The sequence below is a fragment of the Photobacterium sanctipauli genome (assembly GCF_003026495.1).
GTDB classification, from domain to species: Bacteria; Pseudomonadota; Gammaproteobacteria; order Enterobacterales; family Vibrionaceae; genus Photobacterium; species Photobacterium sanctipauli.
Map to the genome: position 1 here is coordinate 38,356 of NZ_PYMA01000024.1, position 15,175 is coordinate 53,530.

A 15,175-nucleotide genomic window follows, 5' to 3' on the forward strand; every position below is an offset into this window, starting at 1 on the left:
TTAGGCCTTTTATGTGCTTGCGAGTAAATCGATGAGCTTGCGGGTTTTCAATGGTATGACGGCATTGTTGGGGTACACCGCATACAGCTCGGTTTTCCAAGTAAAGTCATTTAGCATGCTGACGAGCTCGCCAGACTGAATATAAGACTCAGTAATAAAGTCCAATGTGGTGGTGATCCCCATTCCTTTTAAGGCATAACGAGTAAGTAATGACTCACTTTCAAGTTGCAGGAATGGCGAGATCTCTATTTTTATTTCCTTGCCATCGTCGATGAACATCCACTTATCCTTGGTGAGGCAATGGGTGTAGTTCATGCACTTATGGCCGATTAAATCTAACGGTTTCTCCGGGCTGCCGTGTTTGTCGAGGTATGCCGGGGATGCGACAACATATGTCCCGATATTCTTGATTTTCTTGCACTTGTAAGAGCTGTCTTCCAGTGCGCCAATTTTGAGCACCAAGTCGACCTGCTCATGGATCAGGTCGCCAATCTGGTTGTCGAAAATAAGGTCGAGTTCAAGCTCAGGGTAGGTTGATAGCAACCGGGCAAAGGTATCGGTGATAAAATCATCGAACTCCAATACCGCTGGCATTTTTACCCTTAGCTTGCCCCTGACAATGTCTTTGCGCTCATCAATGAAGTCGTAGCATTTGTCCACGCTGTCGAAGATCTCGGCACAGCGTTCATACAAAAACTGCCCTTCTTCGGTCAGGTTGATTTGGCGCGTGGTGCGTTGGATCAACGAGCAGCGCAATTCATGCTCAAGCTGCTTCACATGCTTGCTGATCACAGATTTTGATAAGCACAGCTTGTCGGCAGCGACAGAAAACGAGTTGTTCATAACCACGGTGTAGAAGGTGGCTAATAAATTCAGGTTCATGGTTTTCACCCGTTCATTCCTTATGGCGTAGTTTAAAAGGGAAACGTTTGCTTTTTGGTGATCTTGATGTTGTTACTGTTTCCATTATGGAAACTTATAGTTTCTGTGTAACGAAAAAATTGCCATTGCAAGCCCCTTTATGACATCTGGTTGTCATTTCTGTGAAATATCACATTATTTTGCACGCAGGGGAAACTATAAGTTCTTGATAAGTTGATTAACCTTACATGACATTTCGGGGATGATTTGTGGGTCAACCAAACGTTCTCACAACAGAGGCTCCTATGGAACAGAATACCTACCCTGAACACGACGTTGCTGATCTTTCTCTTGCGCCGCTTGGCCGCCGACGTGTTGATTGGGCGCGTAACCACATGCCAATCATGCGCAGTATTATCGAGCGCTTTGAAAAAGAAAAACCGTTCACCGGTTTGACGATAGGTATTTGCTTGCACGTAGAGGCCAAAACGGGCGTTTGGCTTGAAGCTTTGACTAAAGGTGGGGCCAAAGTGGTGATCACCGGCTCACCGGGTTCGACCCAAGATGAAACGGCAGCAGCCTTGGTTGAAGACTACGGGGTGAGTGTATATTCCCGTCGTGACGAGAGCTTTGATGATCACATCAACTATTGCCGAAAAGTGCTATCACACCAGCCGGACATCATTGCCGACAATGGCGCTGACTTGCACGAGCTTATCTTTACTCAACCTGAGTTTGCCCATTTCAAAACTTCGTTACTTGGCGCAACGGAAGAAACGACAACCGGGGCTAACCGCCTGCGTGAAGACTTTAATGCTGATCAGTTCAGTACCTTGATTATCAACGATACCCAAGCCAAGCGTATTATTGAAAACCGTTTTGGCGTGGGCTCATCGGTGGTTGACGGTATCATGCGTGCAACCAACGTTATGCTGCACGGCAAGAAAGTGGTTGTGATTGGCTATGGCTACTGTGGTTCTGGTACGGCGCAGCGCCTGCGTGGCATGGGCGCCCATGTAACCGTGGTTGAATCAAACCCACTGACATTGCTTGAAGCGCATATGGAAGGGTTCTATACCGCTACGTTGGAAGAGGCCTTGCCTGATGCTGATATGGTCGTCACCATTACGGGCCGTGATAACGTGCTTCGTAAAGAACATTTTGAATTGATGCGTGACAATACGATTATTGCCAATGCCGGCCATTTCCAGCGCGAAATCAACCTGCCTGATTTGGCTGAGATGAGCCAAGGCCAAGATAAGATCCGACCGCATGTGACGGCTTACCAGCTGGAAGACAAGCAGCTGTTCGTACTGTCGGATGCCAACCTAGTTAACCTGTCGGCCGGTGACGGAAACCCAATTGAAATCATGGATCTTGGCTTGGCATTGCAGTCACTAAGCCTTGAGCGAATTGCGCTGAATCGCGACTCACTGCAGAATATTCCGCAACCGGTACCTTATGATATCGAGATGAAGGTTGCCGAGCTTGCCGTGAAGCATTGGATCAACCACTAATCGGCTAGCCAGTGTTGGGGGTGATGAGTCCTTGCCTCAAGCCTCAAACATATAAGCCAAAGTAAAGGCCCTCTCGCTTGAAGAGGGCTTTTTCATTGGTAAATCATAACTGTAGCCATTCGGAGATAAGAGCAAGGCTTGCATAATTACGCTACTCTCGGCGCAGCTCTACATTCCGCTTCCCTTCGAGAGCATACCTTGGTTTAGGTGACGATCTTTTATGTCTGAACAATATGGCAGCAGCCTGATTGATTATTAGCGCTTTGGCGTACTCGACAGAGAGTATTGCTTTATTTTTGTCTGTTATTGGTATGTTGTAATGTTAAGGGAATGTTTTAAAGAATATATTTGGTGATCTTGTTCACACTTCTGGTTTAGGAATAATAATGTGAGCCAAATCTATGTTTTATTCATTGGTGGTGAGGCGTTATTCAGCCTTGCTAGTAAGTAGAGGCGCATTGCCTATGAGTATTTTAGTGGAGGCTGACAGCCGTTGAAGCTAGAAGAAAGGAGCCAGTGCCGAAGTGGTTAGGGTTGTCAGCCCTGCTGCTGGGGTTGTTCTTAAGAGGAATAACACTGTCATCTCAGACCTTGTCTGGATGGAGAGCTACAACAATTTTGCTATAGAACAGGTAAGTTCGCCCTTCCTTTTTCTACCGCCTTTGTCTGCTCGCGTTTAAGAACGCCCTCCTCGAAATAACTTATTAATCACTTGATGTAGTTTTTTCAGGAGACGTATACGAATGGCTGATTACGGATTGTTATCCATCGTACCCGCTGTATTGGCGCTGATCCTCGCCTTTACCACCCGGCATGTTGTTTTGGCGCTCGGGGTCGCGGTGATTAGCGGCATGTTGATTTTAACCAAGGGTCACCCGGTGGATACTGCGCTGATGTTTTTGTCTGATGGGCCATTTACCCAGCTAGCGAAAACCAGCAATGCCCAGATCATTATTGTTATAACCATTATTTCCGGGTTTATTTATCTGGTAGAGCAAAGTGGCGGTATGGCTGCTTTCTCGACCAAGGCGACTCGCTATGTATCTTCCCCGCTAAAGGCACAATTGGCGACTTGGGGGACGGGTATCGGGGTGTTTTTTACCGATTCTGGCAATTCGCTCATCTTGGGCCCGATGTTTTCGCCAATTTATCAAAAGCTCAAGCTCAGCAAAGAGAAGCTGGCCTTTATTATTGACTCGACCTCGTCACCGATTTGTGTGCTGATCCCAATTATCAGCTGGGGTGTTTATTCCCAAGGCCTTATCGAGAACGCGTTCGATAACATGGGGCAGCCCGTTGATGGTTTTGCGACTTTCCTTCAGGTTATCCCATACCAGCTCTATGCATTGCTGGCGCTGTTCAGTGTGCCTGTGTACGCGGTATTGAAAAAGGATTGGGGGCCGATGGCGGAAGCTGAGCGCCAAGCGCGCCAGCTGGCAGAGGTGGAAGTCGAACAGGCTGATAAGGGCCAAGCTAAATCCGGTAAGATTTCGCTGATTTTGCTGCCATTGGCGGTATTATTTGGCTCGCTGATTGCGCTATTTACCTATAACTACCATTTACACGGTGCCATCAATGGCCCTGTGATCCGCGCTTCTTTGGGAACCAGTTACCTGATCGCATCCGTCACCGCTATCGCCTATTACGCCTATACCAAAACTATGACCGCCTCGACAGCATTCAACACCTTTGTGGCTGGGATGCAGCGTATCATGTTAATTTTAGTGATATTACTATTGGCATGGACGCTAGGCGATATTTGTAAGTCTTTGGGAACGGGAGACTATATCAGCCAGGTGATGAACGACCGTTTGCCGGTGTTCTTGCTTCCGGCCCTGATATTTATAATCGGCAGCTTCATTTCGGTTGCAACAGGCTCGTCGTGGGGCACGTTCGCCATCTTGATCCCGATAGCCGTGCCAGTGGCCAGTGCGCTGGGCGCTGATCCACTGATTTGTATCGGTGCTGCGTTGAGTGGAGGCATGCTAGGCGATCACACTTCCCCGATTTCAGATACGACCATTTTAAGTTCGATGTCGACCGGTTGTGATCACGTCTCCCACGTTCGTACCCAGTTCCCTTATGCCATTTTGACCGGTGTAACGGCCAGCCTTGGCTTTATGGTGGCTGAAATCACCCGCAGCCCATACACCATTATCGCGGCTGCCTTGCTACAAGTTGCTCTTATTACATTGATGGTGCGCCGTCAGGCTGCGATTAGCCCAACGGTACCCGCTTAAAAAGAAAAGGAATGATGATGAAAACACTATTTTGGCTTCGCGATGAAGTAAAAGTCGGTGAGCACCGCACAGCACTTACCCCTGAGGGTGCAAAAGCACTGATTGATGCCGGTGCCAATGTTGTGGTTGAACGAAGCGATACCCGCATTTTTGCTGATCAAGCTTACCTTGATGTTGGCTGTGAGTTGGCAGACGGGCACAGCTGGATGGAAGCGCCAGAGCACGCTTATATTCTGGGCTTGAAAGAGCTAGCTGAAGAGAGCTTTCCGCTAACACACAAGCACATCTATTTTGCCCATGCATTCAAGGGGCAGGATGAAGCCCCGCAAATTCTTTCCCGCTTTAAAGCGGGTGGCGGCCAAGTGCTTGATTTGGAATTTCTGCGCGACGAGCAAGGCAGGCGAGTGTGCGCGTTTGGCTACTGGGCGGGCTACGTGGGTGCCGCAATCGGCTTTTCGGGTTACGTTCATCATTTACACTGTAAAGACACTTACCCTGCGGTTGGCAGCTACCCGGATCGGGCAGAGTATTTAGCGGTACTGCGTGAGCAAGTGGCCAGTTTGACCGAGGCACCTCGCGTGTTGGTGATTGGCCAATATGGCCGCTGTGGTAAAGGGGCGATGGATCTCTTTGCCGAACTGGGTATTCAGGCCGATGGCTGGGATATCGAAGAGACTAAAGCGGGAGGCCCGTTCACGGCGATCAACGATTACGATATCTTGGTTAATTGCGCGTACCTGGCTGAAGGTACCCCGCCGTTTATTACCCAAGAGAGCCTTGGCACATCACCTCGCCTGAGCATGGTGAGTGATGTCAGCTGCGATCCAAATAATCCTGATAACCCAATCCGAATTTACAACCAGTCAACCAAACTGGTGAAGCCAATTATTGAGTCGGATGTGGCTGGCCTTTATGTTCAGGCGGTCGATCACTTGCCAACGGTATTACCGAAAGAGAGCAGTGAAGATTTTGCTGAGCAATTATTACCGCACTTGCTCACCTTGAGCCAAGGAGCCGATCCGCAAGGTATTTGGTCAAGAGCAGAAGACTTTTATCGTACGGCAGAAAGTGCTGTCGTCGGTAACTAGTCATCTTGGTAGTTAAGTAGACTCCAGGGGTTAAATAAAAAGACAGCCAATGGTTTGGCTGTCTTTTTTATTGGGGAGAGACGCTTTGCTAAGCCGCTGCGGGTGACCCGGTCTGTTGGCGTTTTTGAACGAGAACATTATCCAGCCCCAGTTTGCCTGCACCAGATACCGCCAGCGATACCGACATGGCCAGCAAGGCCAATCCGAATTCATAGCCGCCGTTTGACATGAACAAGCCGTTTTCAAGGTGAACGGTGACGATGGCAACCACCATGGTGACTGCCAATACCAAGGCTGTCGGGCGGGTTAGCAAGCCCAGCAGAATAAACAGGCCACCAAAGAACTCCGCCCCTCCGGCCATGAGCGCCATCAGATAGCCAGGCTCAAGGCCGATTGACGCCATCCAGTTACCAGTGCCTTCAAGGCCGTGGCCACCAAACCAGCCAAACAGTTTTTGGGCGCCGTGTGCCATAAAGATGATTCCGGCAGGTACGCGCAGCATAAGTGGTGACCATGACGGGGCTGATGATAGAACTTGCTTAACCAATGTCGTATTCATAATGGGTTTCCTTCTGGGCTTTATTTGTCCGTAAATATGAGTCGGAAGTAATTTAAGTATTAAGTTGTTTTGTTAAAGCCAGTGTAAGAAGGTGGCGCTAAAATGAACATTATCGGTTGTTGAGTAAGTTGTTCTAAAATTTCGAAGGAACCTTTACACTAATTTATATTCAGTTATTTAAGGGCAGGAGAGTCGCGATGAATAATACGGATATGCTGGGTATTTTAGATTTCTTGCGCCATGCCGAGCAATTGAAAAATACATTGCGAAATGCGCATACAAGTAATGGCCGGCAGGAAAGTACGGCAGAACATACTTGGCGATTGTGCCTGATGGTGATGATGTTCGAAAAGGAATTACCTGAAATCGATCATGGCCGGTTGATGAAAATGTGTGTGATCCACGACTTGGGAGAAGCGATTTCCGGCGATATCGCAGCTATCCATCAAGATCCTAATGTCGATAAATCCCAGCAGGAGCGCGAGGATCTGCTGACGTTGATGCAACCGCTGCCGTCGTCTTTGCAAGACACCATCCTCGAGTTGTGGGATGAGTATGAGCAGGCTGCTACACCGGAAGCCAAGATTGCCAAGGGCTTGGATAAGCTTGAGACCATGATTCAGCATAACCAAGGTCAAAACCCGAGCGATTTCAACTACGGGTTTAACCTCACTTACGGAAAGCAATATACCGATCAATCGCCGCTACTGGCGGCAATTCGTGCCCTTGTGGATCAAGACACCGAGTACCATCATGCCGAGCAACAGCGCGCCGTGGGGAGTTAGCGCGTTTTTAGGGGACGAGTTTCCTTTGCTCGGAAAATGCCACCACGTGTTGAATAAAGGCTTTCAGCACCGGGTTTGCCAGCCGGTTGGCTGGGTAAACAAGGGACACGGGCACGGCGGGGAGTTGGTAGTTTTCCAAAATGGCGACTAGCTGCCCGCTATCAAGATAGGCTTGCACGATAAACTTTGGCAGCTGGGCAAAGCCATGACCTCGGATGGCAAAATCGGCCACCAGATCCCCTTGGTTGACTTCAAGCACTGTTTTTACGCTCACCTGAAGCTCTTTGCTACCTTCTACATACTTCCACTTGCTAGGCTGGCGGTTTGATCCGTCAACGATACAGGGTAGGGCTGCAAATGCTTTCGGGTGCGTCGGTGTTCCATATTGCTCGAGTATGGCGGGACTGGCGACAAACAAAATCTCTTCCTGATCAATCTTTCGGGCCACCAATGAAGAGTCCGCTAATTCACCGACACGCACCGCCAAGTCAACGCCTTCTTCCACGAGGTTGACATAGCGATTCACTAGCAGCCAAGACAAGGTGACATCGGGGTGCTTTTTTAAAAACTCGCTAATTTGTACTTGCACACCAAGCTTCCCCGAGTTGGCAGGGGCCGTTAGCCGTAAATGACCGGCTATACGGTGCTGGCGCTCATAGGCGCCCACTTCAAGGGCGTCCAGCTTGGCAATAACGGCCTTAAACTCTTCCCCGTAATACTGCCCTTCAGCGGTCAGGTGCATGGCCCTCGTGGTTCTATAAAGCAGTTGGCAGCCAAAGTGTTTCTCCAAATCGCTGACTTGGCGGCTGACCGCAGAGGTAACGATATTCAGCTGCCTAGATGCCGCGCTGAAGCTATTGTGCTCGACAACCGCAAGAAAGGTACGCATTGCCTTGATTAAATCTATTTTTCTTTCCATGAGAAAAGTAATTTCATTATATGGTTATTTTTCTATTTTATGCACAAAGCTATGCTATCGCCAACAACACAGCAAAGCCACATTGATGGGCAGGGGAACACAACATGAAAATTCTTCTTATTGGCGGTAACGGCACAATCGGCAAACGGCAAAGCAGTTGCGGAACGCTTGTCTGGTCAGCATGAAATGATCATTGCCGGTTATTCATCAGGCGATGTGCAAGTTGACTTAGCCTCTGCCGACTCAATTCGCAACATGTTTGAGCAAGTTGGAAAGGTAGATGCCGTGGTGTCGACAGCTGGCCAAGCAAGCTTTGCCCCGCTACAAGCGCTAACCGATGATGACTATCAGCTTGCCTTGCAGAATAAATTAATGGGCCAAGTGAATTTGGTACGTATAGGCCGCGATTACGTGACGGAGGGAGGTTCAATCACCTTGACCTCTGGTGTGTTATCGCGCCAGCCGATGCCGGGAAGCGCAGCCATTAGCATGGTAAACGGTGCGCTAGAAAGTTATGTAAAAGCAGCAGCTTTGGAACTGAATCAGCTAAAATTAAATGTAGTTGCGCCAGTTTTCGTTAAGGAAACGATGGCTATGATGGGGATGGATACAGAAGGTGGTGTGTCTGCATCAGATACCGCGAAAGCGTATGTGGTAGCAGTGGAAGGCGATATGCATGGGCAAACGCTAGACATTACCCACTATATCTAATTGCCTAACTGTTTAGGTTACAGGCCATCTTCTTACTTACAGATAGAAGTGGCCGCCAGCTTATACCAGAGGTATAGGCTAAACTCGCTAATTGTGTCTTTATTTTAGACACACTCTTTCGCTCAGCGCATGCTGGGCTTTTTTGTGCCTATCTCCTAGCCAGTGCTTAATGGCTGCTACCCTCAATAAAGTTGCATTTTATCTCTATGTTTATTGGGGTTTTTATTATAAGATGCATTTAAAAGTAAAGTTAGTGGCTTAGGCCGCATTAATAATGAAGGAAGGATTGACGATGAGCTTTAAGATGACGTTTGCTGCCATTTATGGTTTTGCTTTCACAATTTCGATGGTTGCCCCTTTGTTTATTTTGGCGTGATCGCTTAGTTGGGCATTTCTGCCTGTAAATGCCTTCAAAAGCCGGCGTTTTAATCGGTTTTAAAACAGTTGGTTAAATCCCAAGCGGTAAAACCTGCCGCTTGGTATGGTTTTCATGACAACAGCCTGACATACCCTGCCCGATTTTTTCCCATGATCCGCGCTCGCAATAACCAAATTAATAACCAGCAGCACGTATCTCATGACAATCCAACACTCTTTTTCATGGCTATTGAAAGCAGGCGTTTTGGCCTCTTCTTTCTTCCTGTTTGCTTGCGGCGGATCTGCTAGCACCGCTCCTGATGGTTCGAATGGCGATCCTGTCGTACTCCCAAATCCTGAGCCAGGACCAGGCCCTGGTGACGATGACGACGACTTTGAACCGGAAGTGCCGGTCGAAGAGGGCATGATCAACGTTGATGGCACCTTGTTCGATAACTTGGCGGATGCACAGTCGGCAATCAACACGGGCAGCCTGGTGGTCATTGGCAATGGCACCTACTCGCAAGGGCTACACATCCAGCATGATGACGTCACGGTACAGGGCAGCGAAGATACCCACTTCAAAGGTGTTGCTATTCAAGGGAAGGCAACATTTGTGGTGGACGGTGATAGCGTGACGATTGAAGGTATTGAGTGTAGCGGTGTATCGGTACCGGACGAGAATGGCGCTTGTGTGCGCCAGCAAGGCAAGGATCTGACCTTGAGTCATGTGCATTTTCACAGCAGCGAGCAGGGTATTTTATCTTCAACGGGCAGCGGCAAGCTGACCATTGAATACAGCCATTTTGAAAACCTGGGTAAGAATGGTTATGCCCATGCGGTTTATAGTAACAACGACAGTTTGGAAATCCGCTACAGCAAGTTCCACAGCTCTAAAGACCAAGGCCATGAGATCAAATCGCGAGCGGCGAGTACGTTGATTGAGTACAGTGAAATCGCTTCACTATCCGGTGTTGATAGCCGTTTGGTTGATATTTCAAACGGCGGTTCGCTGACGATACGCGACAGTGTGCTGGAGCAAGGACCGAATAGTGCCAACAACCAATTGATAGGCTTTGGCTTCGAAGGTGTCGACGGGAATGTCAGCCAGTCAGTAGAGCTGACAAATAACATTGTGTTGCTTGAGCGCAGTGCGGGTAATGTGTTTTTAGGTATGCCTGATGATTTAACGGGCGTTGGCGTGACGATTCGTGGCAATGATTTCGTTGGCGGCCCATTCAACGATCAGGGCAGCCATGATATCGAAGCCTACAATGATATTTACCCAGACCGAACCAGCTACGGGTTGGGGCCATTTCCTGAGCTGCCGAATATCGGATTGTAATGTTAAGGTATTTTCTTGGGTATATAATGCAAACCATGGACTGGTTGGATATTGGCAATGGGATATCAGGGTATGAGAGGAAAATTACCCCTTGTAATCATGGCGTTCACCTTAGCGGGCTGCAGTGCCAATTATGTGGACGACTATATAGCATCACAGGATTGGCAATCGCTCGGTGAGCAAGATGCGCTCAAAGGTCAAAAGGTGAGGGAGCTGTCCACGCTTGTGAGTGGGGATCTGCCGGCGGCAGAGAACAAATACAACTTAGGCTATGAAATTGGCCGTACCGAGTATTGTGATGTTGAAAAGGCATGGCAGCTTGGCAAGTCTGGTCAAGACTACGTTGGTATTTGCGACGGCATGCCCGATGGCGTTGAATTCAGACGGCAATACAACTTTGGCCATGATAGCTTCGTAATGGACATGGAGCGCGAAAGCTCAACAGATGGGTTTGGCTTTGGGTACTAAATTGCCTAATTGAACGCCAAAAGTGAGTCTAAAACTACTGTGAGTATCAGAAAGCCTGCCTTCGTGCAGGTTTTTTTGATCTTTTTCTTCTGTCTTGAAGAGACTACCATTGACCTGTCTAAAGCTTCATAGTTTAGAGTGCATGTCAGAGGTAAAGATTGATGTATCGAATTTCCGAATTGGCCGACATGGTAGGCTTATCCCGCTCCACATTACTGTATTACGAGAAGCTCGGGCTGATACAAGGGCTTCGGCTTGAGAACGGCTACCGAACATACAGTGATAAGGATGTGCAGCGGTTGCGGCTATTGCAGCAACTCCATGCAGGTGGCCTGACGCTGAAAGAGTGCCAAGCGTGCCTGGAAGCGAAGATCGATCGCCAGTTATTGCTCAACCGTATGCAGCAACTGGACGAGGAGATCGCCCAAAAGCAGCAGTCGAGAGAGCTACTGGCAGCCATGCTAGGGGAAACGGGGATGCAGGCATGGCATCAATCGCTGGAGCAGACCGCCCCAGATGCCCATATGGATTGGTTAATTAAGCAAGGCTTCGATAAAGAAGAGGCCTTGAGACTGAAATGGTTATCAAAAGACATGAATACACACGAACAGTACATGGCAGATTTCAATACCATCTTCGAAGGTTTAGAACGCTGGGGGCCGGGCTTAGAGGCTGAATCTCTGAAAGCCTTGCAAAAGGTCCCTTTCTCGCCACAGTCGATTTTGGAAATTGGCAGCGGCAAGGGCACATCAACCAAGCTCTTGGCACGCCACTCGAACGCAAACATTACCGCGACAGACAACCATGAATTGGCGTTGGCTGGCTTGGCTGAATTAATTGAACGCGAGGGTCTGTCAGAGCGCATTACCCCGCAGTGTGCCAGTATGACGGATCTCCCCTTTGACTCGGCAAGCTTTGACCTAATATGGGCCGAAGGCTGCGCATATATCATGGGGGTAGAGAAAGCCTTGAAGCTGTGGCGACATATGCTCCAAGATGATGGCGTATTGGTACTGAGCGATTTGGTATGGCATACCGAGAGCCCAACACAAGAGCGATTGGCATTTTGGAATAAGGAGTACCCGGACATGACCACCGTGGCCGAGCGCGCCAAGCAAGCGCAAGCTGCAGGCTACCGAGTACTTGAGAGCTTTACCCTGAGCGATGATGCGTGGAAGGCTTACTTTGAACCGTTGCAACAGCGCGTGAACGAACTCAAGCCGAGCATGGCGGAATCTGCGGCACTGAAAGATATCCAAACCGAACTGGATATCTACCACCAAGGTTTCGAGCAATTTGGCTATCAGGTGTTTATTTTGCAGAAGGGTTGATGCTTAGGGGGCAGTGTAAACTGACTATTCGCTCACGTTAGCTAAAAACGGCAGGCTTCGAAAAGTTCGAGGCCTGCCGTTTGCTTTATTGCCCAACCCGATTGACTTATGACAGCTTGATGAGCGGGGTGAACTTGAACATGTTGTCGAAGGTACAGAATTCCACTGGCCCATGTTTGAGCAGGCCGAAGGTGGTTGATAGGCGCTCGGCAATGGCATCCGCCGTGGCTTTTACTTCTTCTTTCTCGTGCTCTTCAAGCTCGATAACACGGTAGCTCAAGGTGATATGGAAGTGGTAGCTATCGAAATCCGGCATTTCGATGCCAGTGGCATCGCGTAGTTGATTTCGGCTATTGGCCAAGGCCTGTGCCGATGCTTCATTGGCAGGCTTGATGCGAATCGCTGTGCCGCCAATTGGGCAGTTGTAGACATAGTCAAACACCATCTCGAAGCCGGCATGGGGGCCAAGCGAGCCTATAGCACTGGCGAAGAAGTCGGTGGTTTGATCGATAGGTGCATCAAGCGGTAGCTTTGAGGTCCACTTCTCAGCGAGTCGAACTTGGTCACATACCCCTTCGAACACCGTCATGTGCATTGATGAAATTGGCAGGTAAGCGAACTTGTGTCCGCACGCCATCGCCTTAAGTTGATCTTGTGCCCAAGCGAGTTCGTTGATTAAATCCAGCGTTGGGTTCACGTGGCAAATAAAAGTATTACCGGGAAAGTGACGGACAGAGCCATCCTCGTGGAATTTCACTCCCACGCTCGGTGCGTATTTCATAGTTTGATGTTCCAGTGTGTTTAATTATATTCCTAGCGTGCGGAATACCGGGTACATGCATGCCCCGTAGGTATTCAGCGACGTCCCAACCTTGGTCGGGGATAAACGGGCAATGGGGTAATCACGCTCGAAGGTTGCCCATTGTGTGGCCAAGTCCATTTCATTGATCAGGAGTTGGCTCAGGTGGGCAGGGCACTCGCCGGCGATAACGACGCAATCAGGATCGAGCCACCCCACCGTCAGCATGATTAATGGCTTAAGCTGCTGGGCCGCGTGTTCAACCCAAGCCTTGACGACGGGGTTGGTGCAATCGGGGATGTTGTTCGGATCTTTGATCGGATAACCCGCGTCGTTTAACTGCTTGAGCAGCCCACGGATTGTTGGCTTCTTCTCCTCACCGATAACGCTGAAATAGGTGCCTATTTCCCCCGCGTTCTGCCGGCTACCGCGATACAGTTTGCCATTAACAATAGCGCCGCCACCGACACCATGGCCGAGTTCGAGTAGCACCATGTTTTTAACGTCTGGCCAGCGACCTGAATAGTACTCACCCACGACAGCAGCATTACAGTCGTTGTCGATCCATACCGGCCAATCGAAGTACTTGCCGAACTGCTCGGCAAGGGGCTCGTTACGCCAATGGGAAAGTGCCTCGATAGTGTGTACACACTTACGGTCCCCCTTGGCTGGGCCCGGCATCGATACCCCAATCCCCAAAATACGGGCGTGCTGGAGCTTGTGCTTATCGACCAGGTTGCGGATTTCGGCTTGGATATTGGCCAATACCTCGTCAATCGGCGAGTCTTCCTGGTACTGAAGGCTGATCATATCGACCAGTTCGCCGCAGAAGTTGGCTAGCCCAATATCGATACGTTGAATATGAAAAGCGATACCAAACGAGAAGGCTGCGTAAGGGTTTAGCTCCAATGGAATGATTGGCTGGCCACGACCAATACGCACGCGTGCGCCTTCTTTGATCATGTTCATTGCCAGCAATTCTTTGGAAATACTGGTTACACTGCCGCTGCGCAGCCCTGTCAGCTCGACAATTTTCGCCCTTGGCACTGAGCCTTGCTGGCGGCAAGTCGCCAGTAGCTTCTTTTGTCCTGGGGTTAGTTCAAGTTGAACGGGTTTAATTGGGTGCAACATACCTATGTATTTCCTTAAATGGCTTCTAAACCAGCTTCGTTTACCAGACGTTTCAGCATCGCAATATCATCGTGGCTCAACATGTCGATGAGGCCGCTGCTTATCCAGTCGATGATTTCACTGTGAACATCGTAGCCATAATACTGATTAAACCATTGGGTGGTATCTAAATTTTTGTCTTTATTGGGCAGATACAGACGCGTCGATAGCCCTGCTGCCTTATATGACTCAAGGATTGCTTTGGTTGTGTACGGGTACTCCACACAAACGCTATCGGCGCTAGAGCCCAGTACGGCACCGAGCTGATCGGCATATTGGGCGAGGGTAACGACTTGGATTCTCAAGTCAGGCACCAGCGCCTTGGCCCGGTTGACTAAACTGTGGTCAAAGCCCAGTAGTACGATTTGGCCTAGCCCCTGCGGATGGCGGTGTAAGAGTTCGGCGAGTACGTTGGCAAACTGTTCATGGCGTCGACGTTGCTTCGCTTCAACAACCAGTCCGACGTTATTGTTGATGGCCCAGACTAAAACGTCCTCAAAGGTGCTGATGGTTGTGCCGGCGTAGGCATCGTCGAACCAGCTACCGAAATCCAGCTGTTGGAGCTCGGTGAGGCTCATTTGCTCTACATAGCCGGTGCCATTCGAGGTACGGTCGACGCTTGGGTCATGGATCACCACAAGGCGGTCGTCGCTTGTCATCGCAATATCTATTTCGATGCAGCTTGTTCCCTTGTCTAAGGCGCTTTGAAATGCAGGCATGGTGTTCTCAGGACACACCAAGCAGTCACCCCGATGTGGGTTTATCAACACTTTACCTTGACTAGCAGTATGAAAATCGAAGGCCATGGTACTCAATTAAACTATCCAAAAAAGTTTAATAAAGGATAATCCCTTCGTTGAAGCCTTGTCAATGTGATCGGTATAACAAAAGCTAAAAAACAAAAAACCTTTATAATCAGTTATTTATTTTGTTTGCTGTGATCTGGGCGCGATTTTTAAGCAAATTTTATCGTTTCGAAATATTTTTGAAATAAACTAAAAATAGTCTAAAGGAAAAATTAAACT

General features: G+C 49.0%; 14 protein-coding genes and 1 riboswitch. Of the genes, 8 read left to right on the plus strand and 6 right to left on the minus strand.

Translation table 11 applies throughout. From position 1 onward, the window contains the following. Positions 1–9: 9 nt before the first annotated feature. A complete protein-coding gene (locus C9I98_RS24310; protein ID WP_245907232.1) occupies positions 10–882 on the minus strand; it encodes a LysR family transcriptional regulator in 873 nt (290 codons plus the stop codon). Positions 883–1,166: 284 nt separating this feature from the next. Here C9I98_RS24310 and C9I98_RS24315 point away from each other — a divergent pair, with 284 nt between their 5' ends. The 3 genes from C9I98_RS24315 (at position 1,167) to C9I98_RS24325 (ending at position 5,706) form a co-directional block, all read left to right on the plus strand. Next, positions 1,167–2,378, plus strand: coding sequence for an adenosylhomocysteinase (locus C9I98_RS24315; RefSeq protein WP_036830797.1), 1,212 nt, complete (start codon positions 1,167–1,169; stop codon positions 2,376–2,378). 440 nt (positions 2,379–2,818) lie between these two features. After that, a riboswitch (Lysine riboswitch) is annotated at positions 2,819–2,996 on the plus strand. Positions 2,997–3,121: 125 nt separating this feature from the next. Beyond that, entirely contained in the window at positions 3,122–4,618 is a 1,497-nt protein-coding gene (locus C9I98_RS24320) for a Na+/H+ antiporter NhaC family protein (protein ID WP_036830799.1), read from the plus strand. Positions 4,619–4,635: 17 nt separating this feature from the next. After that, the gene (locus tag C9I98_RS24325) at positions 4,636–5,706 is read left to right on the plus strand and encodes a saccharopine dehydrogenase (protein ID WP_036830801.1); all 1,071 of its coding nucleotides are present in this window, start codon (positions 4,636–4,638) and stop codon (positions 5,704–5,706) included. Between the two features lie 88 nt (positions 5,707–5,794). Here C9I98_RS24325 and C9I98_RS24330 read toward each other — a convergent pair whose 3' ends face one another. After that, positions 5,795–6,265: a DoxX family protein gene (locus tag C9I98_RS24330; RefSeq protein WP_036830803.1), complete on the minus strand. Its 471-nt coding sequence runs from the start codon at positions 6,263–6,265 to the stop codon at positions 5,795–5,797. Positions 6,266–6,462: 197 nt separating this feature from the next. Here C9I98_RS24330 and C9I98_RS24335 point away from each other — a divergent pair, with 197 nt between their 5' ends. Beyond that, positions 6,463–7,050, plus strand: coding sequence for an HD domain-containing protein (locus C9I98_RS24335; protein ID WP_036830805.1), 588 nt, complete (start codon positions 6,463–6,465; stop codon positions 7,048–7,050). Positions 7,051–7,057: 7 nt separating this feature from the next. Here C9I98_RS24335 and C9I98_RS24340 read toward each other — a convergent pair whose 3' ends face one another. Then, positions 7,058–7,969 carry a LysR family transcriptional regulator gene (locus tag C9I98_RS24340; RefSeq protein WP_107272585.1) on the minus strand — a complete coding sequence of 304 codons (912 nt, stop codon included), beginning with the start codon at positions 7,967–7,969 and terminating at the stop codon, positions 7,058–7,060. A 120-nt stretch (positions 7,970–8,089) separates the two neighbouring features. Between C9I98_RS24340 and C9I98_RS24345 the strand changes: the two genes are divergently transcribed. From C9I98_RS24345 to C9I98_RS24360, 4 genes are all read left to right on the plus strand, one after another. Beyond that, positions 8,090–8,680, plus strand: coding sequence for a short chain dehydrogenase (locus C9I98_RS24345; RefSeq protein ID WP_245907233.1), 591 nt, complete (start codon positions 8,090–8,092; stop codon positions 8,678–8,680). Positions 8,681–9,257: 577 nt separating this feature from the next. After that, entirely contained in the window at positions 9,258–10,382 is a 1,125-nt protein-coding gene (locus tag C9I98_RS24350; protein WP_036817623.1) for a right-handed parallel beta-helix repeat-containing protein, read from the plus strand. A 72-nt stretch (positions 10,383–10,454) separates the two neighbouring features. Then, the gene (locus tag C9I98_RS24355; RefSeq protein WP_158262712.1) at positions 10,455–10,850 is read left to right on the plus strand and encodes a DUF2799 domain-containing protein; all 396 of its coding nucleotides are present in this window, start codon (positions 10,455–10,457) and stop codon (positions 10,848–10,850) included. Between the two features lie 161 nt (positions 10,851–11,011). Further along, positions 11,012–12,181: a MerR family transcriptional regulator gene (locus tag C9I98_RS24360; protein ID WP_036817625.1), complete on the plus strand. Its 1,170-nt coding sequence runs from the start codon at positions 11,012–11,014 to the stop codon at positions 12,179–12,181. Positions 12,182–12,287: 106 nt separating this feature from the next. Here C9I98_RS24360 and C9I98_RS24365 read toward each other — a convergent pair whose 3' ends face one another. The 3 genes from C9I98_RS24365 to C9I98_RS24375 are packed head-to-tail and all read right to left on the minus strand — an operon-like array spanning position 12,288 to position 14,956. Continuing rightward, entirely contained in the window at positions 12,288–12,962 is a 675-nt protein-coding gene (locus tag C9I98_RS24365; RefSeq protein WP_036817627.1) for a DUF1868 domain-containing protein, read from the minus strand. Between the two features lie 24 nt (positions 12,963–12,986). Further along, positions 12,987–14,111, minus strand: coding sequence for an ROK family transcriptional regulator (locus C9I98_RS24370; protein WP_036817629.1), 1,125 nt, complete (start codon positions 14,109–14,111; stop codon positions 12,987–12,989). 14 nt (positions 14,112–14,125) lie between these two features. Further along, the gene (locus tag C9I98_RS24375) at positions 14,126–14,956 is read right to left on the minus strand and encodes a glycerophosphodiester phosphodiesterase (RefSeq protein ID WP_036817630.1); all 831 of its coding nucleotides are present in this window, start codon (positions 14,954–14,956) and stop codon (positions 14,126–14,128) included. Between the last annotated feature and the right edge of the window lie 219 nt (positions 14,957–15,175).

Coding starts and splice junctions, on each gene's coding strand:
- C9I98_RS24310 (WP_245907232.1), bottom strand. CDS start 882: ATGAACCTGAATTTATTAGCCACCTTCTACACCGTGGTTATGAACAAC.
- C9I98_RS24315 (WP_036830797.1), top strand. CDS start 1,167: ATGGAACAGAATACCTACCCTGAACACGACGTTGCTGATCTTTCTCTT.
- C9I98_RS24320 (WP_036830799.1), top strand. CDS start 3,122: ATGGCTGATTACGGATTGTTATCCATCGTACCCGCTGTATTGGCGCTG.
- C9I98_RS24325 (WP_036830801.1), top strand. CDS start 4,636: ATGAAAACACTATTTTGGCTTCGCGATGAAGTAAAAGTCGGTGAGCAC.
- C9I98_RS24330 (WP_036830803.1), bottom strand. CDS start 6,265: ATGAATACGACATTGGTTAAGCAAGTTCTATCATCAGCCCCGTCATGG.
- C9I98_RS24335 (WP_036830805.1), top strand. CDS start 6,463: ATGAATAATACGGATATGCTGGGTATTTTAGATTTCTTGCGCCATGCC.
- C9I98_RS24340 (WP_107272585.1), bottom strand. CDS start 7,969: ATGGAAAGAAAAATAGATTTAATCAAGGCAATGCGTACCTTTCTTGCG.
- C9I98_RS24350 (WP_036817623.1), top strand. CDS start 9,258: ATGACAATCCAACACTCTTTTTCATGGCTATTGAAAGCAGGCGTTTTG.
- C9I98_RS24355 (WP_158262712.1), top strand. CDS start 10,455: ATGAGAGGAAAATTACCCCTTGTAATCATGGCGTTCACCTTAGCGGGC.
- C9I98_RS24360 (WP_036817625.1), top strand. CDS start 11,012: ATGTATCGAATTTCCGAATTGGCCGACATGGTAGGCTTATCCCGCTCC.
- C9I98_RS24365 (WP_036817627.1), bottom strand. CDS start 12,962: ATGAAATACGCACCGAGCGTGGGAGTGAAATTCCACGAGGATGGCTCT.
- C9I98_RS24370 (WP_036817629.1), bottom strand. CDS start 14,111: ATGTTGCACCCAATTAAACCCGTTCAACTTGAACTAACCCCAGGACAA.
- C9I98_RS24375 (WP_036817630.1), bottom strand. CDS start 14,956: ATGGCCTTCGATTTTCATACTGCTAGTCAAGGTAAAGTGTTGATAAAC.